General features: G+C 39.5%; 23 protein-coding genes and 1 tRNA gene. 4 read left to right on the forward strand and 20 right to left on the reverse strand.

The annotated features are described in order from the left end of the window. Window position 1: 1 nt before the first annotated feature. The 15 genes from M1F91_RS03045 to M1F91_RS03115 all read right to left on the reverse strand — a co-directional run bounded on the left by M1F91_RS03045 (window position 2) and on the right by M1F91_RS03115 (window position 14,474). Window positions 2-316, reverse strand: coding sequence for a hypothetical protein (locus tag M1F91_RS03045; protein ID WP_247912597.1), 315 nt, complete (start codon window positions 314-316; stop codon window positions 2-4). 180 nt (window positions 317-496) lie between these two features. Next, window positions 497-1,282 carry an ABC transporter permease gene (locus M1F91_RS03050; RefSeq protein WP_070677909.1) on the reverse strand — a complete coding sequence of 262 codons (786 nt, stop codon included), beginning with the start codon at window positions 1,280-1,282 and terminating at the stop codon, window positions 497-499. A gap of 1 nt (window position 1,283) precedes the next feature. Beyond that, entirely contained in the window at window positions 1,284-2,102 is an 819-nt protein-coding gene (locus M1F91_RS03055) for an ABC-2 family transporter protein (RefSeq protein ID WP_247912598.1), read from the reverse strand. 1 nt (window position 2,103) lies between these two features. Further along, complete coding sequence (locus M1F91_RS03060; RefSeq protein ID WP_006151906.1) at window positions 2,104-3,096, reverse strand: ATP-binding cassette domain-containing protein; 993 nt, start codon at window positions 3,094-3,096, stop codon at window positions 2,104-2,106. A 368-nt stretch (window positions 3,097-3,464) separates the two neighbouring features. After that, complete coding sequence (locus tag M1F91_RS03065) at window positions 3,465-4,397, reverse strand: alpha/beta hydrolase (RefSeq protein WP_247912599.1); 933 nt, start codon at window positions 4,395-4,397, stop codon at window positions 3,465-3,467. A 130-nt stretch (window positions 4,398-4,527) separates the two neighbouring features. Then, entirely contained in the window at window positions 4,528-5,409 is an 882-nt protein-coding gene (locus M1F91_RS03070; protein ID WP_016466093.1) for a class II fructose-bisphosphate aldolase, read from the reverse strand. Window positions 5,410-5,556: 147 nt separating this feature from the next. Continuing rightward, entirely contained in the window at window positions 5,557-6,876 is a 1,320-nt protein-coding gene (vncS, locus tag M1F91_RS03075; protein WP_247912600.1) for a HAMP domain-containing sensor histidine kinase, read from the reverse strand. Next, the gene (gene vncR / locus M1F91_RS03080) at window positions 6,873-7,529 is read right to left on the reverse strand and encodes a response regulator transcription factor VncR (RefSeq protein ID WP_006151546.1); all 657 of its coding nucleotides are present in this window, start codon (window positions 7,527-7,529) and stop codon (window positions 6,873-6,875) included. The genes vncS and vncR overlap by 4 nt, the downstream gene beginning before the upstream one ends. Before the next feature lie 70 nt (window positions 7,530-7,599). Beyond that, the gene (gene vex3 / locus M1F91_RS03085; RefSeq protein ID WP_247912601.1) at window positions 7,600-8,979 is read right to left on the reverse strand and encodes an ABC transporter permease; all 1,380 of its coding nucleotides are present in this window, start codon (window positions 8,977-8,979) and stop codon (window positions 7,600-7,602) included. Window positions 8,980-9,026: 47 nt separating this feature from the next. After that, a complete protein-coding gene (gene vex2, locus M1F91_RS03090; protein ID WP_070677916.1) occupies window positions 9,027-9,674 on the reverse strand; it encodes an ABC transporter ATP-binding subunit Vex2 in 648 nt (215 codons plus the stop codon). Between the two features lie 13 nt (window positions 9,675-9,687). Further along, window positions 9,688-10,965 carry an ABC transporter permease gene (locus tag M1F91_RS03095; RefSeq protein WP_247912602.1) on the reverse strand — a complete coding sequence of 426 codons (1,278 nt, stop codon included), beginning with the start codon at window positions 10,963-10,965 and terminating at the stop codon, window positions 9,688-9,690. 134 nt (window positions 10,966-11,099) lie between these two features. After that, window positions 11,100-11,185: transfer RNA gene (locus M1F91_RS03100), tRNA-Leu, on the reverse strand. A 77-nt stretch (window positions 11,186-11,262) separates the two neighbouring features. Beyond that, window positions 11,263-11,838, reverse strand: a complete 576-nt coding sequence (locus M1F91_RS03105; protein ID WP_247912603.1) for an isochorismatase family cysteine hydrolase — start codon at window positions 11,836-11,838, stop codon at window positions 11,263-11,265. Next, window positions 11,838-12,626 (reverse strand): GTP-sensing pleiotropic transcriptional regulator CodY, encoded by a 789-nt coding sequence (gene codY / locus M1F91_RS03110; RefSeq protein WP_004252433.1) that lies wholly within the window; start codon window positions 12,624-12,626, stop codon window positions 11,838-11,840. The genes M1F91_RS03105 and codY overlap by 1 nt, the downstream gene beginning before the upstream one ends. Before the next feature lie 273 nt (window positions 12,627-12,899). After that, the gene (locus tag M1F91_RS03115) at window positions 12,900-14,474 is read right to left on the reverse strand and encodes a DEAD/DEAH box helicase (RefSeq protein WP_074324622.1); all 1,575 of its coding nucleotides are present in this window, start codon (window positions 14,472-14,474) and stop codon (window positions 12,900-12,902) included. A gap of 350 nt (window positions 14,475-14,824) precedes the next feature. On the opposite strand from M1F91_RS03115, the gene M1F91_RS03120 reads away from it, so the two are divergent. The 4 genes from M1F91_RS03120 (at window position 14,825) to M1F91_RS03135 (ending at window position 19,552) form a co-directional block, all read left to right on the forward strand. Next, window positions 14,825-16,141 carry an FAD-containing oxidoreductase gene (locus tag M1F91_RS03120; RefSeq protein ID WP_247912604.1) on the forward strand — a complete coding sequence of 439 codons (1,317 nt, stop codon included), beginning with the start codon at window positions 14,825-14,827 and terminating at the stop codon, window positions 16,139-16,141. Window positions 16,142-16,228: 87 nt separating this feature from the next. After that, window positions 16,229-17,572 (forward strand): lipid II isoglutaminyl synthase subunit MurT, encoded by a 1,344-nt coding sequence (murT, locus tag M1F91_RS03125; protein ID WP_247912605.1) that lies wholly within the window; start codon window positions 16,229-16,231, stop codon window positions 17,570-17,572. Beyond that, complete coding sequence (gene gatD, locus M1F91_RS03130) at window positions 17,572-18,354, forward strand: lipid II isoglutaminyl synthase subunit GatD (RefSeq protein WP_247912606.1); 783 nt, start codon at window positions 17,572-17,574, stop codon at window positions 18,352-18,354. The genes murT and gatD overlap by 1 nt, the downstream gene beginning before the upstream one ends. 115 nt (window positions 18,355-18,469) lie before the next feature. Then, window positions 18,470-19,552, forward strand: coding sequence for a Xaa-Pro peptidase family protein (locus M1F91_RS03135; protein WP_247912607.1), 1,083 nt, complete (start codon window positions 18,470-18,472; stop codon window positions 19,550-19,552). A gap of 46 nt (window positions 19,553-19,598) precedes the next feature. Here the strand turns inward: M1F91_RS03135 and M1F91_RS03140 are convergent, their stop codons facing one another. The 5 genes from M1F91_RS03140 to M1F91_RS03160 all read right to left on the reverse strand — a co-directional run bounded on the left by M1F91_RS03140 (window position 19,599) and on the right by M1F91_RS03160 (window position 23,560). Next, on the reverse strand, window positions 19,599-20,141 hold the full coding sequence (locus M1F91_RS03140; RefSeq protein WP_247912608.1) for a GNAT family N-acetyltransferase: 543 nt from the start codon (window positions 20,139-20,141) through the stop codon (window positions 19,599-19,601). Window positions 20,142-20,483: 342 nt separating this feature from the next. Continuing rightward, complete coding sequence (gene nadE / locus M1F91_RS03145) at window positions 20,484-21,308, reverse strand: ammonia-dependent NAD(+) synthetase (protein ID WP_247912609.1); 825 nt, start codon at window positions 21,306-21,308, stop codon at window positions 20,484-20,486. Beyond that, window positions 21,305-22,765, reverse strand: a complete 1,461-nt coding sequence (locus M1F91_RS03150) for a nicotinate phosphoribosyltransferase (RefSeq protein ID WP_247912610.1) — start codon at window positions 22,763-22,765, stop codon at window positions 21,305-21,307. Before M1F91_RS03150 ends, nadE begins: the two co-directional genes overlap by 4 nt. 107 nt (window positions 22,766-22,872) lie before the next feature. Then, a complete protein-coding gene (locus tag M1F91_RS03155) occupies window positions 22,873-23,361 on the reverse strand; it encodes a DUF6773 family protein (protein WP_247912611.1) in 489 nt (162 codons plus the stop codon). After that, a complete protein-coding gene (locus M1F91_RS03160) occupies window positions 23,351-23,560 on the reverse strand; it encodes a helix-turn-helix transcriptional regulator (protein WP_247912612.1) in 210 nt (69 codons plus the stop codon). The genes M1F91_RS03155 and M1F91_RS03160 overlap by 11 nt, the downstream gene beginning before the upstream one ends. Window positions 23,561-23,643 lie beyond the last annotated feature (83 nt).

Raw genomic sequence — 23,643 nt, forward strand, 5'->3', positions numbered from 1 at the left:
ATTATGCTTCTTTCTTATTAGCGTCAGGAAAGAGAAATCCAATGCCCACGCAAGCCAGCACTCCTGCACCGATAACCAAACCACTTGAAAGTGGCAAGATATCAAAAATAGCATTTGCAATGATAAAGGCAATAATCAAGCTCATGAGACTGGCCTTATAATCTTTTTTAACCAAATTCTCAAGAGTAAAGAATAAGAATAAACCTACTGGAAAGAGTGCCCAGATGTTAACATCCAAACTTGGCCATCCAACTAAACCAAAATACAAAACTGCTACTGCAACGACTAAAAATCCGATACCTACTACTTTTTTCATGATATAACCTCATTTTCTATTTTGTTAGGAAGCTTTATCTCCCCTTGACAATTACTACTATAACAGAAATAAAAATCGCAAACAATAGGTTTTGCCTATGTGGTAGACATGATAGACTATGTGGTTAGAATTTTATAAAAAGGAAAAAAAGCCTGTCCTGAGACAAGGCTTTATTTATTTTTAAGAACCCGCACTTTCGTATGCGTCTAATCCCCTATCCCAAAGTTTGAGGGAAATAACAAAGAAAACAAGGGAAATCAGAATCAAACCACCAATATTAAATAAGACATCCTTATCCTGCAAGAAATAGCTGGCAGGATAGTAGGCGGTAAAGGCGAAAGGCACAATAAAGCTAATTAACCAACGAAGGAGCGAATTGTAAATGGAAATCGGGTACTTGGCAAAATCATTAAACATATAGAAAATGTAAATCATGGCACCTGACTGCTTGGTCCAAAAAGCGATGCTGGCTGTCGCAATTTTCAAGGAAGTATAAATCAAGGTCGCAAAAGGAATACAGACTAGGAAAATCAGGAATTTTGGAAGAGTCCAAGCAATGCTAGTCGCCGTTGTCGCTAGTAAGATTCCACCGACCAAAAGTTCACCCAAGGCATCAATCTGAAAGGTCTCAACGAGGATATGGAAGAGAGGATTGATAGGACGAGTCAGATACTTGTCAAACTCCCCTTTTCGAACTAGTCGTTGACCTAAAGCCCAGAGATTGTCAAAAAAGAGATGATCTAATCCCTTTGGAATTAAGGAAAATCCATAGATAAAGGCAATTTCTTGAAAGGTCCAACCTTCTAGCGAAGGGATGTGTTGAAAGAGCACATTGAGAAACAAGAGGTTCAGACCTTGAGTCAGAAAGACTCCCAAGACACCAACCACAAAATCCACCTTGTATTCCATGATTTGCTTGATGTATTGTCTGATAAAAATCAGATGCATGCGTTGATATTTTTTCATCCTAACCTCCCTGAATGGTGATAAATGACTGGACTCGTTTCCAAATCAACTGAGACAAGCCCACCATCACTATAAGCCAGAAAAACTGAAGCAAAAGTGCTTGAAGAATCTGACTGGCATCGTATTTCCCAACAATAATCATGACCGGAGTGTAAATCAAGGATGAAAAAGGCAAGAAGGATAGAATATCTGAAACGATTTTCGGAAAGAAAGCCAAGGGAATTAAACTTCCAGACATAAAGGCCACTATTGAAGTCTTGAGTAGGTTGGAACCCCATAGATTTTTAAACACAAAAGCTGAAAAACCAAAGCAGATATTAAAGAAAAAGTTAATCAGATAAGCCAGAGTTAAGCTAAAGAGATAAAGGACAGTTAATCCCAGCACTTCTACAATACCTTGCCCAGATAAGATTTTCATCAAGACAATCACACTTAGAAATGGCAGGCCAACAGAGATAAAAATCAACCACTTGGAACCAAGTTCTGTGAAAAGATAAGAGGCCGCAAAATGCACTGGTCTCAGCAAGCGCATGATAATGGAGCCATCCTTGACCTCATCACCTATCATAAAGGAGCTATCAGACCTGGTCAACAGATTGGTCACAAAACTCATGATGATGTAGAGGGTGATATCTGCCATACTAAAGCCCTGAATCAAAGACTCCTGCGAGGAGTCAAAGACTGCCTTCCAGAGATAAAAGGCCACAAAAGCCCCCATGACATCACCAATCCGATAGAGAATAAAATTGACTCGATAGGTAATCAACTCCTGAACCCCTGCATTGATAAAGGGTTTATAACGTCTCCACAATTTGACCATCTTAGAGCTCCTTTCGATAGAAGCGACGGATAATATCCTCAATATCCGTATCTACCATCTTCAAATCACGGACTTCAAAATCAGACAGGGTTTGTTTGATAATATCAGCTGATTGGTAGCGGGAACTATCGAATTCAATATTGAGAGTATTTCCTTGTCTATCAATGGATATATCAGGCAAGCCCTCATAATGAGAGATGGGATGACTTTGACCTGGCGTCAGTTCAAAGGAAAGAGTCTTCATCTTGCCAAAGGTCTCCTTGAGCTGGCTAACCGTTCCATCAAAAATCTCTTGCCCCTTGTCAATCATAAAAATCCGATCACAGAGTTGCTCAATATCACTCAAATCATGAGTAGTCAAGAGAATAGTTGTCTCTTCCTCTTGATTGATCTGAGTGATAGCACGTCGAATGTTATCCTTGACCGATACATCCAAACCAATGGTCGGCTCATCTAAAAAGAGAACTTTGGGATTGTGAAGCAAGGAAGCCGCAATGTCCGCCCGCATCCGTTGTCCCAGTGAAAGAGTCCGCACAGGATCCTTGATAAATTCCTTCAAATCCAAAACTTCATTCAAAAAGTCCATGCGCTTATGGAAAAGCGAGTCCGGTACATCATAGATCTCTTTCAAAACCGTGTAGGTCTCTTGCAGTGCCAAATCCCACCATAGCTGGGTGCGTTGTCCGAAAACGACTCCAATATCCTTGACATAATCTTGGCGATTGTCCTGGGGAATCTTGCCGTTAATCCGACAAAAACCAGATGTCGGTTTTAAAATCCCTGTCAGCATTTTGATGGTGGTTGACTTCCCAGCACCATTTGCCCCTATAAATCCTAAAATCTGCCCCTTAGGCACCTCAAAGGTCAAATCTTTGACCGCTTCAAAGGTCTGCTTTTCAGGATGAATAAAGGATCGCAAAGCTCCCTTCAATCCTGGCTCCTTTACTGTCTTCACAAAATTTTTCTGAAGATGTTGCACTTCTATCATTGCCATATCTATCTCCTTATCGTAAGAAACAACATTGTATTTTTGACTACAAATATTCTAAATCCTTACTTTCTACACCTTTTCAATATTATTACAGAAGGATTTATACCAACCTATTATAATCCAATAAAAAAAGGAATGCAAGCGTTTGCTTATTGATTTTGAAATTAGAGATTTCTCTCTTAAAATAATGCTTTTGAGTCAGAAATTCTGGTTTAATAGTTTCCTTAAAACACCAAAAAACCTGCCATTAGGGGCAGGTTTTTTTGTTCAGAAAAAGAATTTTTTTAATCGAAAAAATTAACGATTCTACTATTAATCCTTCAGCATTTAATTATTGTCATCAGTCTAAAATTTAAATGATCTCTAAACCATCAATGACTCTTTAAAAAATCTTCAATCTGAGAAACTATTTCATGACTTTGATAATGATAAAGTTCGTGAGGCGCGTCTATATAGACGACTTGAACATTAGACTGGTCACTAGAAAATTTCTCTGCATAATGCTGCCATTCTGATTTGCTAAAGGTCGTGCCTTCACCGTTAGAAACCAGTAATAATGTGGGAATTTTCAGATTAATGCTAGATGGAACTTTCTTGGCATTTTCCTTTGCCAAACGGGATTCATGAAGCATAGCTTGTGACATCAACTGCTTATATGCTAGTAATTTATATTGTTGTCGTTCAGTTTCAGTCAGAGTTGGATTTTTTATATAAAAGGACTCAGGGAAATAGCGTAATAAGCCAATCTTACTGCTCCAATAAGCCACAGTAAGCAAGGCCTGATTATCCTTTAATTCCTCATAACTTGCTGGTAATGCCCAATCCAGACCAACCAAGGCTTTCACTTCATCAGGATACTTTTCCTGCCAAGCCAGACTTTCAAGACTAGCCATTGAATGAGACAGAATGATAAAAGGACCTGTTACATTTGCTTGTGATAGAGCTTGATGTGTCTCAGACAAAACTTCCATCACATCTCTGGATTGATTACTATCCTCGCTATAACCATAGCCAGCTCTCTCGACTACGACAATTTTATATTTTTTTGATAGGGAATCTGTTAGATTCTTAAAGTCTAATATAGGTGAAGCAATTCCAGCACCTGATAGAACTACTATTGTCTCTGGACCATCCCCTTCAACGTAAACATTGATTTTGTGCCCATTAACGAGAACAGTTTTACCCATAGGAGTTAGAGAGGCTTGTTCCTTTTCTAAGCTGATACGATGAAAGATAAATGTCCCTACTAAAAACAAGATAAGGAAACTAAGAAGGACAAGGGCTGATTTTTTCAGTGTTTTCATAGCATTATTGTACAAAAATTAGGCTCTTTTATCAACTTAAGTTAAAGAATTTTCCTGTATAATCTGTATATATCCAGAAACAAAAACCCCACCTTCACAGGCGGGTTTCATTTTGTATAGTTCAGCTAGATTAAGCTTTACCTTCTGAACCGAATACGTCGATACGTTCTTCAACTGATGCTTGGATAGCTTTTACACCGTCAGCCAAGAATTTACGTGGGTCGAAGAGTTTCTTCTTGTCGTATTCTGCTTCGTTTGCTTCGTAGTCACGAGCAAATTTACGAGTTGCGTTAGCGAATGCGATCTGGCATTCAGTGTTAACGTTAACTTTAGCAACACCAAGTTTGATAGCTGCTTGGATTTGGTCATCAGGAATACCTGATCCACCGTGCAATACGATTGGGAAGCCTGGAAGAGCTTCTGTCAATTTTTGCAAGTGGTCAAGGTCAAGACCTTCCCAGTTTGCAGGGTAAGGACCGTGGATGTTACCAATACCAGCTGCCAAGAAGTCAATACCAGTTGCAACCATTGCTTTAGCGTCTTCTATTGGAGCCAATTCACCTTTACCGATGATTCCGTCTTCTTCACCACCGATAGTACCAACTTCAGCTTCTACTGAGATACCTTTAGCGTGTGCTTTTTCAACTACGTCTTTAGCCAATTTAAGGTTTTCTTCAACTGGAAGGTGTGAACCGTCAAACATGATTGAAGTGTAACCAACTTCGATACACTCAAGTGCATCTTCGTAGTGACCGTGGTCAAGGTGGATAGCTACTGGTACAGTGATACCCATTGATTCTACAAGGTTAGCGATCAAGTTGCGAGCAACTTTGTAACCACCCATGTATTTAGCAGCACCCATTGAAGTTTGGATCAAAACTGGAGCTTTTTTAGCTTCTGCTGCGCGCAAGATAGCTTGAGTCCACTCAAGGTTGTTTGTGTTAAATCCACCAACTGCATAACCGTTGTCACGAGCTGCTTGGACAAATTTTTCTGCTGAAACGATTGCCATTTTATCAGGCCTCCTGTATATTTTTATGGGATATCCCATTTACATTGTTCATTTTATCACTTTTTGACAAAAAAATCTAGTTTTTCCTGTAGTTTGAATTGAATTTCTTCTATCTTAAAATATGTAACTCTCCTCAAAGTCCTAATTTTATAGGTCTTTAGGTAGGTTCATATAAAAGGCTAAGTGGTCTTCATAGCGTTCAAATCGATAGTCAATTTCTTCGTTTTCCAATAAACTTTTAACTACGAATAGTCCCAAGCCAGCTCCCTTACTTTGTCGACTAGAAACCGTAAAGGATTGTTCAAACTTATCTTGTTCCTCAGGTGTACAGGCGTTCTCAATGAAAACCCAGCCATCTTCTGTCCCAATTTTTAAATAACCACCTTGAACAGAGTGTTTCACAGCATTACTGATAAGATTGGAAAGAATCAGCTTTAGTACCGAAGGATTTAGATAAGTTTGTTGGTCAGTCAGTTGATTCACAACTGAGATTTCCCTCTCTTTGGCTAATAAATCATAATCCTTTAAGAGAAAATCTGTCATTTCAAGAAGGTTGATTTGTTCTTTCTTATCTCGCAATTCTTGCACTGAAGAAAGGGATAAGATTTGCTGAACGTGGTGAGTCAAATCATCCACAATTCCCAAAGAAACTCCCAGATAATGGTCACGATCTTTATAGCGTCCAATATTGGCTTTCATATTCTCCAGAAGAATCTTTAGACTAGCTAGAGGTGTTTTCAGTTCATGGGAAGCACCTCGCAAAAACTCAACCTTCATCTTTTCCAGCTGGAGAATGGCCTCGTTCTTTTCATGCAAGTCTGCAATCACAGTCAAGAGATGCTGATAAAGGCTGTTTATTTGTTCTTTAAGATCGCCAATTTCATCCTGTGAATCCACGCGCAACCTCACTTCTGCATCCAAATCCATCATCCGTCGAGTCACTCGTTTGATTTCCAAAATAGGAGCAACAATGGTTCTAGCATAGATAAAGGCGATGAGGAGCGAAACGATGAAAGACGCTAATAAAGTATAAGGCAGAAATTGAAGACTGATATCTTCTGCTTCTTTCTGCAAATCCATAGAAGCTAAAAACTGCAAGGTCATGGTCTGACCATCCTTAGTTTGAACTTCTCTTTCCTCAATAACCAAGGAGGCCGTTTGTCGTTGTTTATCAACGGGAAGATTATCATTGACTTCCAACTTATCCTGAGTCATCTCTCCCTTAACAGCTCCCTTAATATCACTGCTTTTAGAATAAAGTTCAAGGACTTCCTGAATAGCTTGACCATCTTTGCCTTGGAGAGACTGGGCAATTTCTGTAGCCTTTTGCCCGATGCTTTCCTGACGGTGACTGAGATAGGTCGGAGGAAAGAGGAAATAGATGGCCAAATGCAAACAAATGACCAAGGTAGAAAATACCGAGAAGGTATAGATAAAAATTTTTTTAAATAAACCTGAACGTCTCATTTTCTCTCCAATTTATAACCAACATTGCGCACGGTAAGAATACAGTCTAAATCCAATTTTTTCCGTAGTTCCTTGATATAGACATCGATCACTCTGTCAAAAGGAACCTCATCTGTCATCTTCCATACAGCATCGATAATCTGCGACCGTGTTAAGGCTCGACCTTCATTTTTAACCAGATAGTCTAAAATTTCCAGTTCTTTTGCATTCACTGCAACTTCTTGACCAGCTACTTTAGCGCTATAGCTGTCAAAGTCTACCTCGGTGTCCCTATAGGTAAAAATACGACCGGTATCATAATAACGTTTAAAGATGGCATCCACTCGTACTTTTAACAAAGATAGAGAAAAAGGCTTTTCCAAATAACCATCTGCTAATGCAGCAAAGGCACTCATCTTATATTCTTCGTCCTGGAAGGCTGTCAACATCAAGACCGGAACTTGACTGCTTTTACGGATTTCTGACAAAACCTCTAAACCATTGAGTTTAGGCATTTGAATATCTAAGAGAACCAAGGCAACTTGGTGATTGGAAAATTGTTCTAAGGCCTCAAGGCCATCTGCTGCCTGAATGGTTTCATAGCCACAATCCGTCAAATAGTCACTAATTCCCTCGCGAATCATGTCTTCATCTTCTACAATTAGAATTTTCATATAAATCCTTTTCTATCAAAAATGCTACCTATATTATATCTCATTTTAGTGAGAATAGGTAGCAGGTTTTTTATTCACTATCCAACAAGAGTTCTTTTGGTTGTTTAAAGAGGAGATTGCTTGAAGCAAGTGCCATAACTAATACTACAAGAACTAAACCAAGTACAAAGATGATAGCAAAGTCAGAAGGTTGAATGGAAATATCCAGACTTGAAAGTGTCTTACTAAAGCCATCAACTTCTGCACCACCACCAAGATTAGAGGCTTGGGCTGCCTTACTTGCCTGTTTAGCCACATCTGATGTGACATTTGCAAGCACTGTATTTCCAATAGTACGAGCAGTATAGTTGGCTAGGAAATAAGCTGAAATTAGTGCTGGAATTGCAATCATAACTGCTTCTGTGATAAATTGTCCTAGAATACTTGCTTGTTTTAGACCAATTGAAAGGAGAATCCCAACCTCTTTACGACGGGCGTTAATCCATAGTGTCAGTAGGAGAGCAAGTAGAAGAACAGAGAAGCTCAAGCTACCCCAGAAGAGAAGATTAGCCATCTTGTACATGCCTGAGATAGATTGTTCAAGGGCAGGATAGTTAGATGAACTCTTAATCAAGCTATACATCTTCCAGTTGATGCCGTTGATCGACCCTAATTCTTGCATGACAGTATCTAGATTCTTATCTCCAGCTACAAAGAAGGTAGCATCTCCATAAATAGCTGTATCTTCTGTATAACCATAGAGTTGGGCTGCTGTGTGAATATCTGTGATAGCTGTATTCTCATAAAGTTCTTGTGAGTAGGTTACAGCAGATTTGTTATGTCCATCAAAAAGTCCCTTGATCGTTACTTCTACCGTTTCCTTGACTCCTTTTTCATTATCTGCATCGTAGATATTAGAGTTCAGTTTGACCTTATCTCCTACCTTCCAGCCATGTTTAGCCGCCAAATCTTTGTGCAGGAGAATCTGGTATTTGTCATCGTTTGTTAAATGTTCTCCTTCGACCAGTTTGTAAGAGCCTGACACAAACTTGTCTTCTTTAGAAGAGTCATTTACACCTGTTATCATCAAGCTACTTCCAAAACGTTGAGCTCGATCTGCAGTTAGATTTTTCTTGGTTTCAGGCGTTTCAATCAGTTCATAGCCTGTCAAATCACCGATAGCATTAATTCGTTTGATGTAGGATTCAATGGCCTTATTCTCGGTAATTTTTTTGATATCTTCACCCTTGATATTCCCCGCACCACGTGGAGTACCTTGATTGACCCTGCGGTTGATTTGCATGGAGAAACTATTGGTGATATTTTTAAAGGTTTCTTGAGAAGCCTTGGCTGTTGCTCCCTTGATAGACAAGCCGACCAAACTCAAACTAGCCATCAAGAGAATGATAAGAAAGATCACAATAGACTTAAAAAATTTTCTTGTGACATAGGCAAATGCGTTGTGTAACATAAGATTCCTTTCTAGATTTACTTCAGTTTTTAATATGTTTAAAAGTTTTAGTTACTGTTTGTTCTTATTTCAGTCAGTTTCTTATTCTTCAATTCCAGTGTAATATCTGATGCTTGTGCTACTTCCTTACTGTGGGTCACAACGATCACACACTTGCCTGTTTTCTCAGCAAGAGATTTGAGCAAATCGATAATATCTCCAGCAGTCTTAGGATCTAGGTTTCCTGTTGGTTCATCTGCTAAAATCACTGGTGCTTCCGATACAAGGCTACGAGCAATGGCAACCCGTTGTTGCTGTCCACCTGATAATTGGAGAACATTCCGCTTGATTTGACTTTCATCTAAACCAAGTTCAAGAAGGGTATCCTTGCTAGCTTTTTTATTAACCAAGCGGATATTTTCCAATGGAGAAAGATAATCAATCAGGTTATAGTTTTGGAAAACTAGCGAGATATGGTGCATGCGATGATAAGAATAACCTTGTTCACGAATATCCTTACCTTCGAATAGGATAGCACCTTCGACTGGGCTATCTAGTCCTGCTAATAGAGATAAGAGTGTTGACTTCCCAGCTCCTGATTCTCCGATAATACTATAAAACTTGCCAGGTTCAAAATCGTAATTGATTTTATATAATACTGCTTCTGCAGTGTTCTTGTAACGATAAGTAAGATCTTGTAATTGTAGTAAAGTCATAATTTCTCCTTTATTAACTGATGGATGATAAAATTTCTTTCGGTGATTTTCTAAATAAAAATAGGAAACAAAGTGCAACTGACAAGCAGCTGATGATAAGTAGGAAAATATAAGATTCTCCAAATGATAGAAGACTTGTTGAAAGATTCGTTGCTTTTGACAGAGTATCTTGTAGTGCAGCTTGGTCGCCACTTGCTAGTACAGTCTTCAAGAGATAGGAAGTAATGGCATTCCCAGCCACAAATGCAGGCAGAATAGATGCCAATGAAACTAGGATGACTTCCAGGCAGAATTGGCTAAAGATTGCTCCTTTTCCCTTACCTAGTGCCAATAAAATACCAACCTCGTAGACTCGCTCTCGTAACCAAAGTGACAAGACCAAGATCAGCGCTCCTACACCAGCAATCATAATGCCATAGAGGAAAATTTGTAGGAAGGTTTGGAAGGTCGAAACTGAATCCTTGATTTGTTCAAAAGCCTTATTTTCCTTTTCAACTTGATAACCTTTGGTTTCCAGAGATAACTTTTCAACCTCTTGAATGATACTATCCATATCTTTTGGATTTTCTAGATAGAAACGAGCGGCAGTTACTTGAGCTTCCTTATTCCCAAGAAGAGTTTGGCTACTTTCGTAGTCTGTATAGACCGTGTTTTCACTAAAATCTGACGAAAGACCAGTGAATTTCTCTTGTTTCTTACCTGAGAAAATACCTACGATTTCATAGTCTAGCTTTTGTCCACTATTTCCTTCAACTTGTCCAGGATTTAAACTAATCTTATCTCCTAGCTTTAGATTGTTTTTCTTAGCTAAATCTTCGTGGATTAAGATTTTTTTACTATCCCCTTTTTCGATATGTCTTCCTTCTTTAAGGGTAAAGGCGGAACTTGTAAAAGAAACATCCTTGGAAGAATCTTCTAATGCAATCAAACTGATAAGATTTTTTTCAGCCTCTGTCAAATCATCCCTTTGGATACTTTGTTCTCCAGTTACCACTTCTTTGTCAGTTAACTTAGCTATTGTTTCTAGCTCAGGTGAGATTTTCTCAAGACCCTTTATCTTTTTAAGGTCATCTAGTTGAGACAGTTGAAAGGTCTGATCTGCTTCTATTCTTTTAATCGAAAAAGACGTATTCAGTGAGCGATAGAGATTATTTTCTACTGTTTTGTTGGACTTCATGAGCGTCAAACAAGCCGATATTCCAGCCAATAAGACAAATAGAATCAGGAATAATATGAGACTTCTCAGTCGTTTTCTGCTGACGTAAGCCCAAGCTCTTTGAGTGGGATTCATATAGCACCTCCATATTTGTAAAACCATTATAATATTCAAATATGAAATGTTTATGAAATACCAAAAAAAGAGCAAAAATATTTTTGCTCTTTTTGATGAAAAATAAAAAGCTAGCCAAAGCTAGCTCACTATTATGCGGAGAGAGGGACTTGAACCCTCACGACCTAAAGCGGTCACAGGATCCTTAGTCCTGCGCGTCTGCCAATTCCGCCATCCCCGCGTCGATTACTTTACTAGTATATCAACTTTGAAAAAAATTGTCAACACTTTTTTCAGATTTTTTCATCTTGAAATGTATTATTCTGTAATTTCAAGCAAATTTTCATCAACCAATTTCGCACCAAGTGTATTCTTGAAATGTCCAAGTGCAAAGGCATGATTTTCAGGCCAAATGGAAGCTACTGCTGGTTTGACAACTTCTATCTGATAACCAAGATTATAAGCATCAATGGCCGTATGCAAGACACAGATATCTGTAAGAACTCCTGTCAAAATGACTGTATCTACTCTACGCTCTCTGAGACGGATATCCAAATCTGTTCCAGAAAAGGCCGAATAGTGACGTTTGTCCATCCAGAAAACACGACTATCTCCAGCATGCTCCTGATAAAAGTCTGCTAACTTGCCATACAGATTGCGTCCACTAGTCCCAATAATATTATGAGGCGGGAACAGCTTACTTTCAGGATGAAAAACATCATTTTCTTCATGGGCATCGATGGTAAAAAAGATATAATCTCCACGTTCAAAAGCCTTTTGGGTCACCCCATATATATCATCAGATATTGCTTGAGCTGGAGCGCCTGCAGTCAGTTTCCCATGATCCGCTACAAAATCTTCTGTATAGTCAATAGAAATTAAAGCCTTAGCCATTAATAGTCCCTCTTTTTCACTTCTTCAAAAATATCTGGAATTAGAACTTTGAGATAAGTTCCTTTCATACCAAGAGAACGACTCTCAATAATCCCTGCCGATTCGAGTTTACGAAGAGCATTAACAATTACAGAACGAGTGATACCGATACGGTCAGCAATGACTGAAGCTGTTAATTGACCTTCATTACCATTTAATTCAGCTAGAATAGCCGATACTGCTCTAAGTTCAGAGTAAGAAAGTGTATTGACCGCCATAGTTACAGCCGTACGACGACGAATATTTTTCTCATCTTCCTCACGTTGGAAGTTCAAGAGTTGAATTCCTACTACTGTACTGGCAATCTCAACCAGAATCAAATCATCTTCTTCAAACTTCTTATCATTGCGCCAAATAATCAATGAACCCAAGCGAATACCAGAGACATGGATTGGAGCAATCGTTGTCAAACCATCTGGGAAATCAGAACGACTCTCAGTTGGGAAAATTGTCAAATCATGCTCTACTGGAAGATTGGCCTCCGTATCGTAGATCATGTTCGCACCTTGCACATAATCTTCTGGGAAAGTCTTTGATTGGAAGAATTGCTCTACTCGGTCATTATTAGTTTTGTAGCGCATAAAGTAGCCCAACAAACGACCCTTGCTATTCACAATACAAGCGTTACAGTCAATAATATCTGCTAATTGACGTGTAATGGCATTATAAGGAAGCTCATCTTGTAATTGCTCCTCCGAACGTTTTAACATTGATGTGATTTTTCTTGTTTTTTCTAATAAATGTGCCATTTTTTACCTCGCATATAATCGCTTTCATTATATCATAAAATTCTGACTTTTTCAACAATTATCTGAAAATTGTTTATTGAATTGCAATTCAAGTGTATTCGAAAATTTTTCCTATTTTTTTATTATTTTCTTATTGACAGCTTCCTGACTTTTTGATAGAATAATATTACAAGATAACAAATTTATAAATACAAACTTCTCGTATTACTTTTCATATGACTCTCGGTCTCCTTATATATAAAAGCGATCCACCTCAGTGAACCGCTTTTTTTGTTATTTATCTCCTTTGTTACGAATAACAAAGCCTGTTTTCTTCTCGCTTGAAGTATTGCGTGGTTTTTTAGTATCCTTGCGGTAACGCTTCTCTTTATCAAAGCGATCCTTTGAACGTCCACCTTTACGATAGTCATCACGACGTCCATTGCCACGGCGATCACGGTCTCGACGGTCATCCCCACGACGGCCTCCTCGACCACCCTTGCCTTTGCCACCGAAGCCACCACCAGATGGTTTAAATGGTAACGGTTTTTCACGTGCAATCTCAACCTCAGGAAGACTGTCTGGGTCTTGAACAGTTAAGCTAAGGATATACATGGCCAATTCTTCAGGACTGAATTCTGAGGCTAATTGACGAGCATCCTTGCCAAACTTCTCAAAGTTGCTACGAATCTCCTCATTTGCAAAATCACGTTCAATTTTCTTCAGTGCAACCTGCTTCTTCGCTTGGAAGGCTTCTTCTGCACTTGCAGGCTTGAGACCTTTCATGCGTTTCTTAGTCAAGTTCTCAATGATTTGGAGATAACCCATTTCATTAGGTGAAACGAAGGTAATAGACTGACCTGACTTACCTGCACGTCCTGTACGACCAATACGGTGAACATAACTCTCAGGGTCTTGTGGGATATCGTAGTTGTAGACATGAGTCACACCTGAAATATCCAAACCACGAGCAGCTACGTCTGTTGCAACGAGGACATCAAGATTGCCATTTTTAAAATCACGAAGGACACGAAGACGTTTGTTTTGGTCCAAATCTCCATGGATACCTTCTGCACGGAAACCACGGATTTTAAGTCCACGAGTTAACTCGTCTACACGACGTTTGGTACGACCGAAGACAATAGACAACTCAGGTTGATCAACATCCATGAGACGAGTCATGGTGTCGAATTTTTCTTGTTCCTTAACGCGGATATAGTACTGGTCTACTAGTTCTGTTGTTAATTCTTTTGCAGCAATCTTTACATGCTCAGGTTCTTTCATGAACTGAACACCAATACGTTTGATAGCATCTGGCATAGTCGCTGAAAAGAGCAAGGTTTGACGATTTTCTGGTACACGAGAGATGATATCTTCAATATCTTCAAGGAATCCCATGTTCAGCATTTCATCTGCTTCATCTAAAATCAAGGTTTCAATATCATGCAATTTCAAGGCCTTGCGTTTAATCAAGTCAAGTAAACGTCCCGGTGTTCCTACAACGATGTGAGCACCTGATTTAAGAGCCTTGATTTGTTTTTCAATGCTTGAACCACCATAGACTGAACGAACTTTTACACCTTTACTACGACCAAATCGGAAAAGCTCTTCTTGACTTTGAACAGCCAGTTCACGAGTTGGGGCAATCACCAAAGCTTGGATAGTTGCTTCTTCTGTACGAATTTTTTCAAGGGTTGGCAAGCCAAAGGCTGCTGTTTTCCCTGTACCAGTCTGTGCTTGACCGATAACATCTTTTCCTTCAAGAGCCAAAGGAATGGTTTGCTCTTGGATAGGACTTGCTTCTACAAATCCTGCTTTTTCAATTTCTGCTAACAAATCAGCAGAAAGATTAAATTCATTAAATTTCACGTTATTCTTCTTTCTAAAGATGGTGCGAAGCCATCCTATAGCGCTTAGTTTATACTTTTCTTTTCATGACGGTTTTTCATATCTTTATATGAAAATATGAAAGATCGTGTTGCCTCTTTTCCACTAAAGAAAAGTACTGCTTTCTTTGCAACTTATCTAGTATAACACAAGAGAGGGCCAAAAGATAGTCTAACCACTTGATTAAATCATGTAAACGATTTTTCTATTTTTTGAACTTGATTCTCAAAAGCTTTCGTGAGACTAAATTAGTCCAATATTTTTTTCCGTAGCAGAATTGTGAAAAAAATTTTTTCTTATGCTAGAATGAAATCAAACAGGAGGATTTAAAAATGTTAACATACGATTTAATTGTCATTGGATTTGGTAAGGCTGGTAAAACTCTTGCTGCCAAACTAGCTTCAGCTGGTAAAAAAGTTGCCCTTATCGAACGCAACAAGGCTATGTACGGTGGAACTTGTATCAACATCGGTTGTATTCCAACTAAAACCTTGTTAGTTGCCGCAGAGAAGGACTTGTCATTTGACGAGGTTATGGCAACAAAAAATACAATTACGAGCCGCCTCAATGGTAAAAACTATGCTACTATCGCTGGTACTGGAGTCGATATCATTGATGCCGAAGCCCACTTTGTTTCAAATAAGGTCATCGAAATTCAAGCTGGTGATGAAAAACAAGAACTAACTGCTGAAACAATCGTCATCAACACTGGTGCTGTTTCAAACGTTTTGCCTATTCCTGGACTATCTACTAGCAAGAATGTCTTTGATTCAACTGGTATCCAAAACTTGGAACAATTACCAGAAAAACTCGGAATTCTTGGTGGTGGAAATATCGGTCTTGAGTTTGCTGGTCTCTACAATAAACTTGGAAGCAAGGTAACAGTCCTAGATGCTCTAGATACTTTCCTACCTCGCGCAGAACCTTCTATTGCTGCTCTTGCTAAACAATACATGGAAGAAGACGGCATTGAACTCCTTCAAAATATCCATACTACTGAAATCAAAAACGATGGTGACCAAGTTCTTGTCGTGACAGAGAATGAAACCTACCGTTTCGATGCCCTTCTCTACGCAACTGGACGTAAACCAAATGTAGAACCACTTCAACTTGAAAATACGGATATTGAACTAACTGAACGTGGTGCGATCAAGGTGGACAAACATTGTCAAACATACGTTCCTGGTGTCTTTGCAGTTGGAGATGTCAACGGTGGACTTCAATTCACTTACATTTCACTTGATGACTTCCGTGTTGTATACAGCTACCTTGCTGGTGATGGTAGCTACACACTTGAAGACCGTCTCAATGTTCCAAACACCATGTTCATCACACCTGCCCTTTCACAAGTTGGTTTGACTGAAAGTCAAGCAGCTGATTTGAAACTTCCATACGCTGTTAAAGAAATCCCTGTTGCTGCTATGCCTCGTGGTCATGTAAATGGTGACCTTCGTGGAGCCTTCAAAGCAGTTGTCAATACTGAAACCAAAGAGATTCTCGGAGCAACTATCTTTTCAGAAGGATCACAAGAAATCATCAATATCATTACTGTTGCTATGGACAACAAAATCCCATACACTTACTTCACAAAACAAATCTTCACTCACCCAACCTTGGCTGAAAACTTGAATGACTTGTTTGCGATTTAATTATAGAAAGCAGTCCGATAGCGGGCTGTTTTTCTTTTTCTAAAATCTCAAATCTGTCTTTTCCAGCATTTATGATATAATAGAAACATGAAATTAAAAACTACTTTGGGCCTTCTTGCTGGGCGTTCTTCTCATTTTATTTTGAGTCGTCTTGGACGTGGAAGTACGCTGCCTGGAAAACTTGCCCTTCAATTTGATAAAGATATTCTACAAAATTTAGCGAAGAACTACGAGATTGTTGTGATAACTGGTACCAATGGAAAAACCTTGACAACCGCTCTCACTGTCGGTATCCTAAAGGAAATTTATGGTCAAGTGTTAACCAATCCAAGTGGTGCCAACATGATCACAGGGATTACGACTACTTTCTTGACTGCAAAATCTTCAAAAACTGGAAAAAATATAGCAGTACTTGAAATCGACGAAGCTAGTCTCTCACATATCTGTGACTATATCCAGCCTAGTCTTTTCGTTATCACTAATATCTTCCGCGATCAAATGGACCGCTACGGTGAAATTTATACGACCTACAACATGATTTTGGACGCTATTCGAAAAGTTCCTACTGCTACTGTTCTGCTAAACGGTGATAGTCCGCTTTTCTACAAGCCTGCAATTCCAAATCCCGTTCAGTATTTTGGTTTTGATCTAGAAAAAGGTCCAGCGCAACTTGCTCACTACAATACTGAAGGTATACTCTGCCCTGAATGTCAAAGTATTCTGAAATATGAGCTCAACACTTATGCTAACTTGGGAGCTTATATCTGTGAAAATTGTGGATGTAAACGTCCTGACTTGGACTACCGTTTGACAGAATTGGTTGAGTTGACTAACAATCGTTCTCGCTTTGTTATCGATGGCCAAGAATACGGTATCCAAATCGGTGGGCTTTATAATATCTACAATGCTCTGGCTGCGGTTGCTATCGCTCGTTACCTAGGCGCTGATTCTCAACTGATTAAACAAGGATTTGACAAGAGTCGTGCTGTCTTTGGACGCCAAGAAACCTTCCATATCGGTGACAAGGAATGCACACTGGTTCTTATTAAAAATCCTGTTGGTGCTACCCAGGCCATCGAAATGATCAAACTAGCTCCTTACCCATTTAGTCTATCTGTTCTCCTCAATGCTAACTATGCTGATGGGATTGATACCAGCTGGATTTGGGATGCTGACTTTGAGCAAATTACGGATATGGACATTCCTGAAATCAATGCGGGTGGAGTTCGTCATTCTGAAATTGCTCGTCGTCTACGTGTTACTGGCTATCCAGCTGACAAGATCACTGAAACAAGTAGCCTGGAACAAGTTCTCAAAACGATCGAAGCCCAAGACTGCAAGCATGCCTATATCCTTGCGACATATACGGCTATGCTAGAATTCCGAGAATTACTAGCAAATCGTCAGATTGTTAGAAAGGAGATGAACTAATGGTTTATACTTCACTTTCCTCAAAAGACGGCAATTATCCTTACCAACTAAATATCGCCCACCTCTATGGGAATCTCATGAACACCTACGGAGATAATGGGAATATCCTCATGCTCAAGTACGTCGCTGAAAAGCTGGGTGCACATGTAACAGTTGATATCGTTTCGCTTCATGATAATTTCGATGAACATCACTACGATATTGCCTTTTTCGGTGGTGGTCAAGACTTTGAACAGAGTATCATTGCTGGTGATCTACCCGATAAAAAAGATAGTATCGACAACTTTATCCAAAATGATGGTGTCGTTCTTGCTATCTGTGGTGGCTTCCAACTATTGGGTCAATACTATATCGAAGCTTCTGGAAGACGCATTGAAGGCTTGGGTGTCATGGGACACTATACACTCAACCAAACCAATAACCGATTCATTGGTGACATTAAAATTCATAACGAAGAATTCGATGAAACCTACTATGGTTTTGAAAACCACCAAGGCCGCACCTTCCTCTCAGATGACCAAAAACCATTGGGCCAGGTTGTCTATGGAAATGGCAACAACGAAGAAAAGGTCGGTGAAGGGGTTCACTATAAAAATGTTTTAGGTTCTTATTTCCACGGGCCTATCTTATCTCGTAATGTCAACCTAGCCTATCGCTTGGTCACTACTGCTCTTAAGAAAAAATATGGTCAGGACATTGTTCTACCAACTTACGAGGATATTCTCAGCCAAGAAGTTGCTGAAGAATACAGCGATGTTAAAAGCAAGGCAGACTTCAATTAATATTTAGATTCCAATATGCTATTAGCTGTTGGAATTTTTTTAGGTTCTTTTCTCCTTCTTCCTTGCATTTTCTCCTAATTTTTGCAAAAATAGAGGGGTAGAAAGAAGGTAGCATATGTCTAAATTACAACAAATCTTAACTTATCTTGAATCAGAAAAGCTAGACGTCGCTGTCGTATCTGACCCCGTCACAATTAATTACCTCACTGGCTTTTACAGTGATCCACACGAACGTCAAATGTTCCTTTTTGTCCTTGCAGATCAGGAACCGCTTCTCTTCGTTCCAGCACTTGAGGTTGAACGTGCGACTAGCACTGTCTCTTTCCCAGTAGTTGGCTATGTGGACTCTGAAAACCCTTGGAAGAAAATCCAAAATGCCTTGCCACAGCTTGATTTCAAACGTGTAGCAGTTGAGTTTGACAATCTCATCTTGACTAAATACCACGGTTTGAAAACTGTCTTTGAAAGTGCTGAGTTTGATAACTTGACTCCATTGATCCAACGCATGCGCTTGATCAAATCAGCTGACGAAGTGCAAAAGATGATGGTTGCAGGTGTTTACGCCGACAAGTCTGTTAAAGTTGGTTTTGACAATATCTCTCTTGATAATACGGAAACTGATATCATTGCGCAAATCGATTTTGCTATGAAACGTGAAGGCTATGAAATGAGCTTCGACACCATGGTTTTGACTGGTGATAATGCTGCGAATCCACATGGTATTCCTGGAGCCAACAAGGTCGAAAACAATGCACTTCTCCTCTTTGACCTCGGTGTGATGGTGAATGGTTATGCATCAGATATGACTCGTACAGTCGCTGTTGGTAAACCTGACCAGTTCAAGAAAGATATTTACAACTTGACTCTAGAAGCTCAACAGGCTGCCCTTGACTTTATCAAACCTGGTGTAACAGCTCATGAGGTTGACCGTGCAGCTCGTGAAGTGATCGAAAAAGCTGGCTATGGTGAGTACTTCAATCACCGTCTCGGTCATGGTATCGGTATGGATGTCCACGAATTCCCATCTATCATGGAAGGAAACGACATGGTTATCGAAGAAGGCATGTGCTTCTCTGTTGAACCTGGTATCTATATCCCTGGTAAAGTCGGTGTTCGTATCGAGGACTGCGGTGTCGTTACGAAGGATGGCTTCGACCTCTTTACAAGTACCAGCAAAGACTTGCTTTATTTTGATTAAAAAGTATATTACAAAAAATAAGATGGAAAAGTTATTCTTTTCCATCTTATTTTTTGATTTGATAATAAATTTTATCAGCGATATAACCTTTTCGTTCAACTGCATTTGGAATTGTCTTCCAAAAAGTCATACCCGCCTTTTCCATCACACGACCAGAGGCGGGATTTAAACTTGCATAGCAAGCATCAACCTCTTCAAATCCAATCTTATCTAGACAGTATGATAAAACAGCCTTCAAGGCTTCTGTCATGAGTCCTCGTCCCCAGTAGTCCATCCCTAAGATATATCCGACTTCACAGCTAGAGTTTTCTTCATCCACACTGACCAGACTAATATCTCCAATGACATATTCTGGATTTTCTTTGAGACTAATGGCCCATTTGTAATAGTTAGGATTGTCGTAGAATGCTACCCAATTGCCAATAGAATTTCTAGTCTGTTCGACATTCAGGTGTGGATTCCAAGTCACATAAGTCAGATTTTCTGAGCGTGAAGCCCAATTATCAAACATGGCTTGAGCATCACCTTCCACAAATCTCCTCAAGATCAATCGTTCAGTTTCTATAGTTTGTGTACCTAGTGGTTTCATAATCGTAACTCGCCTTCTATTTTATGGATGGGCTCAAACTTGCATTGACCTATCTCAGCCTCCTATTTCAAGTTATAAAGTGAAAAATGTCCCCCGGACCTTCCTCGTTCTCCTGTTTCTAGACTCGGGGTAAAAACACTTTACTCATAAACATTGAGAAAACAACAGTTTCCTCTAATTTCATGACGCAGTAGCTGTCTGGCTTGAAATACGCTTTATAAAGCTTTTTCAAGCCTAGTCAGCCTTGCGGGGGTGAGACTACGAAATCGAACTCTTCGAGTTACTGGACCTTCCTCGCTTTTCTATTTTAAGGCTCGGGGTAAAAAGGTCCCCCGGACCTTTTTACTCCCAAAACGTATCAAACACGGTGATTGGTAGGTGGCGTTTGTGTTGGCCTTTGTGCCACCATTTTTCAATGGTTGCTTGGGCTTCTTGGCTGATTTGTTTACCTTCCAGGTAGTCATCAATCTCCGCATAGGTTACACCGAGTGCAACTTCATCTGCCAAGCCTGGTTTCTCTTCTTCTAGATCGGCAATCGGTACTTTTTCATAGAGTGCAGGATCGGCTCCGAGCTCCTTCAATAGTTGTTTTCCTTGACGTTTATTGAGGCGATAGAGAGGAAGAATATCTGCACCGCCATCACCGAACTTGGTAAAGAAACCTGTGACATTTTCTGCAGCATGGTCAGTACCAATAACTGCTCCACTATGAGCTCCTGCAAGTGCATATTGGGCAATCATCCGGCTTCTAGCCTTGATATTCCCTTTATTAAAGTCTGACATTGGACTTCCAGTAGCCTCTACTGCCGCTGCCATTGCATCTACAGAATCCTTGATATTGACCACCAAACTCACATCTGGCTGGATAAAAGCTAGGGCTTTTTGGGCATCATCCTCATCTGCTTGAATTCCATAAGGCAGGCGAACTGCTATAAATTTATAAGAATCATCACCGGTTTCAGCTCGCATTTCTTCCATAGCTATTTGGGCAAGACGACCAGCTAAAGTCGAGTCTTGACCACCAGAAATTCCTAATACAAAACTTTTAAGGAAAGGATGTTTTTTAAGGTATTTTTTCAAAAAGTCAATGGAACGACGGATTTCTTCTCGGGCATCAATGACAGGTTTAACCCCTAATTGCTGGATAATGGTCTCTTGCAAACTCATTCTTCTTCTCCTTCGCCCAAAGCTTCCTTACGCATCTTATCAATCAAGTCCATCTTGTCTTGCCATACATCACGAGCCAAGTCCACAGGATAATGTTGTGGGTTAAGAACACGTTTGTACTCGTCCCAGAGCTTGTCAAATTCCTTGCGAGCATAGGCTTGGATTTCAGGCAGACTTGGTAAGTCATAGACCAGCTTACCGTCATTAAAGATATTCACCAAGAGAGGAACGGCATCAAAATTGCGGACAGTTTTCTTGATGTAAGTATAGGTCGGATGGAACATCTTAATCTCTGTCATACTAGTAACATCTACACCATCGTATGTAATGTAGTCACCTTCAGACTTGCCTTTTTCACGGCTGGTGATACGCCAAACTTGTTTCTTACCTGGTGTTGACACCTTCTCTGCATTGTTTGAAAGTTTGATAGTATTGCGCATCTGACCATTTTCATCTTCAATGGCAACAACCTTATAAACTGCTCCTAGAGCTGGTTGGTCATAGGCTGTAATGAGCTTAGTCCCGACACCCCAGACATCAATCTTAGCTTTTTGCATTTTGAGGTTAAGGATGGTATTTTCATCCAGGTCATTGGATGCATAAATCTTAGCATCCGTAAATCCTGCCTCGTCCAGTTGTTGACGAACTTTTTTAGAAATATAGGCGATATCTCCAGAGTCAATACGAACTCCCTTAAAGTTAATCTTGTCACCTAATTCTCTTGCAACCTGAATGGCAGCAGGAACACCGATACGAAGAGTATCATAAGTATCTACAAGAAAGACACAATCACGGTGAGTTGAGGCATAAGCCTTGAAAGCCTGATAGTCATTCCCATAGACTTGAACCAAGGCATGGGCGTGAGTCCCTAAAACCGGAATTCCAAAGAGCTTACCAGCACGGACATTACTGGTTCCATTAGCACCACCAATGACAGCAGCACGAGTTCCCCAGATAGCCGCATCCATCTCTTGCGCACGACGTGTACCGAACTCCATCAAAGGCTCATCTTCAATGACCGAGCGAATACGAGCAGCCTTGGTCGCAATCAAGGTTTGAAAATTAACAATATTTAAAAGAGCTGTTTCAACCAATTGACACTGCGCCAAAGGGCCTTCCACTTGAACAATCGGTTCATTAGCAAATACTAAGTCCCCTTCTTGAGCAGAACGCACAGTTAATTCCAGCTTGAGATTACGGAGATATCCCAGGAAGGCACCATGATAACCCAGTGATTCTAAATAAGCAATATCACTATCAGAAAAGCGCAGATTTTCTAGGTAGTTCACAATTCGTTCCAAACCTGCAAAAACAGCATAACCGTTTTTAAATGGTTGTTGGCGGAAATAAACTTCAAAAACTGCTTTCTTATTATGAATTCCTTGGTCGAAGTAAACCTGCATCATATTAATCTGATACAAATCTGTGTGCAATGTTAAACTGTCATCTGGGTACATATACTGTCCTTCTTCCTTATTTGTAAAAAGAAGAAAATATTTCTTCTTTTCTCATAAATTAGTACTATTATAACACATTTTACCCAGATGGAGAAAAAGCTAACAAGCTATTCTATGCTCTCGAGCTCATCCATATCTTTTTCATACTTCTTCTGAGCCCATTCACCATAACTTTTCAAACCTAAGTTTCCAATAAAGACCCAAGGAAGATAAAAGATATAAGTAAATACCCATGCATAAATGTACTTAATATGTAGAGGGTTGTGCTGATAAATTTCGATATTAAACTGGTAGTTTTGTAGCATCAAGGTAGCTGTAATCACTAGAGTTAATAATAGGCAACCTAAAATTGTAAAATGAAAACGACTATAGTAGGTCACACCTAGACTTCGAGCACGATTGATAAAGAAAAAATTCCCTATGATGATAATTGCGAGAAGCATGCTAGGATTAAAAAGGCTTGGTGCTAACACTGATATGAAATAAGCTAGAAACAATAATCCGGTAGAGATATGAAAACTCTCTGCACCAGCTTTATGAAGTTGTTGTTCTTCTCTTTCATCAAGTAATTGATAATAAAATAATCTATTTTTCATCTTCTTCCTCCCAAAATAATTGATCTAAAGTTTTGCCTAAGCATCTGCAAATGGATTTGCAAAGTGAAAGCGAAGGATTGTACTTTCCAGCTTCTATCAAGCCGATAGTCTGCCTAGTGACACCCACAGCTTCTGCCAAATCACCTTGTGTCATGTCAAGCTCCACTCGAGCGAGTTTTAATTTTAAATTCTTAACCACTTGTTACCTCCTCCTTAATTTTAAAAGTCGCGCTTCTTTTTTCAACTTTATTATATCATATATTTTACATTATGCAACATATA

The sequence above is a fragment of the Streptococcus sp. oral taxon 431 genome, from assembly GCF_023110115.1.
In the GTDB taxonomy this organism is placed as follows: Bacteria; Bacillota; Bacilli; order Lactobacillales; family Streptococcaceae; genus Streptococcus.

Coding starts and splice junctions, on each gene's coding strand:
- M1F91_RS03045 (WP_247912597.1), bottom strand. CDS start 316: ATGAAAAAAGTAGTAGGTATCGGATTTTTAGTCGTTGCAGTAGCAGTT.
- M1F91_RS03050 (WP_070677909.1), bottom strand. CDS start 1,282: ATGAAAAAATATCAACGCATGCATCTGATTTTTATCAGACAATACATC.
- M1F91_RS03055 (WP_247912598.1), bottom strand. CDS start 2,102: ATGGTCAAATTGTGGAGACGTTATAAACCCTTTATCAATGCAGGGGTT.
- M1F91_RS03060 (WP_006151906.1), bottom strand. CDS start 3,096: ATGGCAATGATAGAAGTGCAACATCTTCAGAAAAATTTTGTGAAGACA.
- M1F91_RS03065 (WP_247912599.1), bottom strand. CDS start 4,397: ATGAAAACACTGAAAAAATCAGCCCTTGTCCTTCTTAGTTTCCTTATC.
- M1F91_RS03070 (WP_016466093.1), bottom strand. CDS start 5,409: ATGGCAATCGTTTCAGCAGAAAAATTTGTCCAAGCAGCTCGTGACAAC.
- vncS (WP_247912600.1), bottom strand. CDS start 6,876: ATGAGACGTTCAGGTTTATTTAAAAAAATTTTTATCTATACCTTCTCG.
- vncR (WP_006151546.1), bottom strand. CDS start 7,529: ATGAAAATTCTAATTGTAGAAGATGAAGACATGATTCGCGAGGGAATT.
- vex3 (WP_247912601.1), bottom strand. CDS start 8,979: ATGTTACACAACGCATTTGCCTATGTCACAAGAAAATTTTTTAAGTCT.
- vex2 (WP_070677916.1), bottom strand. CDS start 9,674: ATGACTTTACTACAATTACAAGATCTTACTTATCGTTACAAGAACACT.
- M1F91_RS03095 (WP_247912602.1), bottom strand. CDS start 10,965: ATGAATCCCACTCAAAGAGCTTGGGCTTACGTCAGCAGAAAACGACTG.
- M1F91_RS03105 (WP_247912603.1), bottom strand. CDS start 11,838: ATGGCTAAGGCTTTAATTTCTATTGACTATACAGAAGATTTTGTAGCG.
- codY (WP_004252433.1), bottom strand. CDS start 12,626: ATGGCACATTTATTAGAAAAAACAAGAAAAATCACATCAATGTTAAAA.
- M1F91_RS03120 (WP_247912604.1), top strand. CDS start 14,825: ATGTTAACATACGATTTAATTGTCATTGGATTTGGTAAGGCTGGTAAA.
- murT (WP_247912605.1), top strand. CDS start 16,229: ATGAAATTAAAAACTACTTTGGGCCTTCTTGCTGGGCGTTCTTCTCAT.
- gatD (WP_247912606.1), top strand. CDS start 17,572: ATGGTTTATACTTCACTTTCCTCAAAAGACGGCAATTATCCTTACCAA.
- M1F91_RS03135 (WP_247912607.1), top strand. CDS start 18,470: ATGTCTAAATTACAACAAATCTTAACTTATCTTGAATCAGAAAAGCTA.
- M1F91_RS03140 (WP_247912608.1), bottom strand. CDS start 20,141: ATGAAACCACTAGGTACACAAACTATAGAAACTGAACGATTGATCTTG.
- nadE (WP_247912609.1), bottom strand. CDS start 21,308: ATGAGTTTGCAAGAGACCATTATCCAGCAATTAGGGGTTAAACCTGTC.
- M1F91_RS03150 (WP_247912610.1), bottom strand. CDS start 22,765: ATGTACCCAGATGACAGTTTAACATTGCACACAGATTTGTATCAGATT.
- M1F91_RS03155 (WP_247912611.1), bottom strand. CDS start 23,361: ATGAAAAATAGATTATTTTATTATCAATTACTTGATGAAAGAGAAGAA.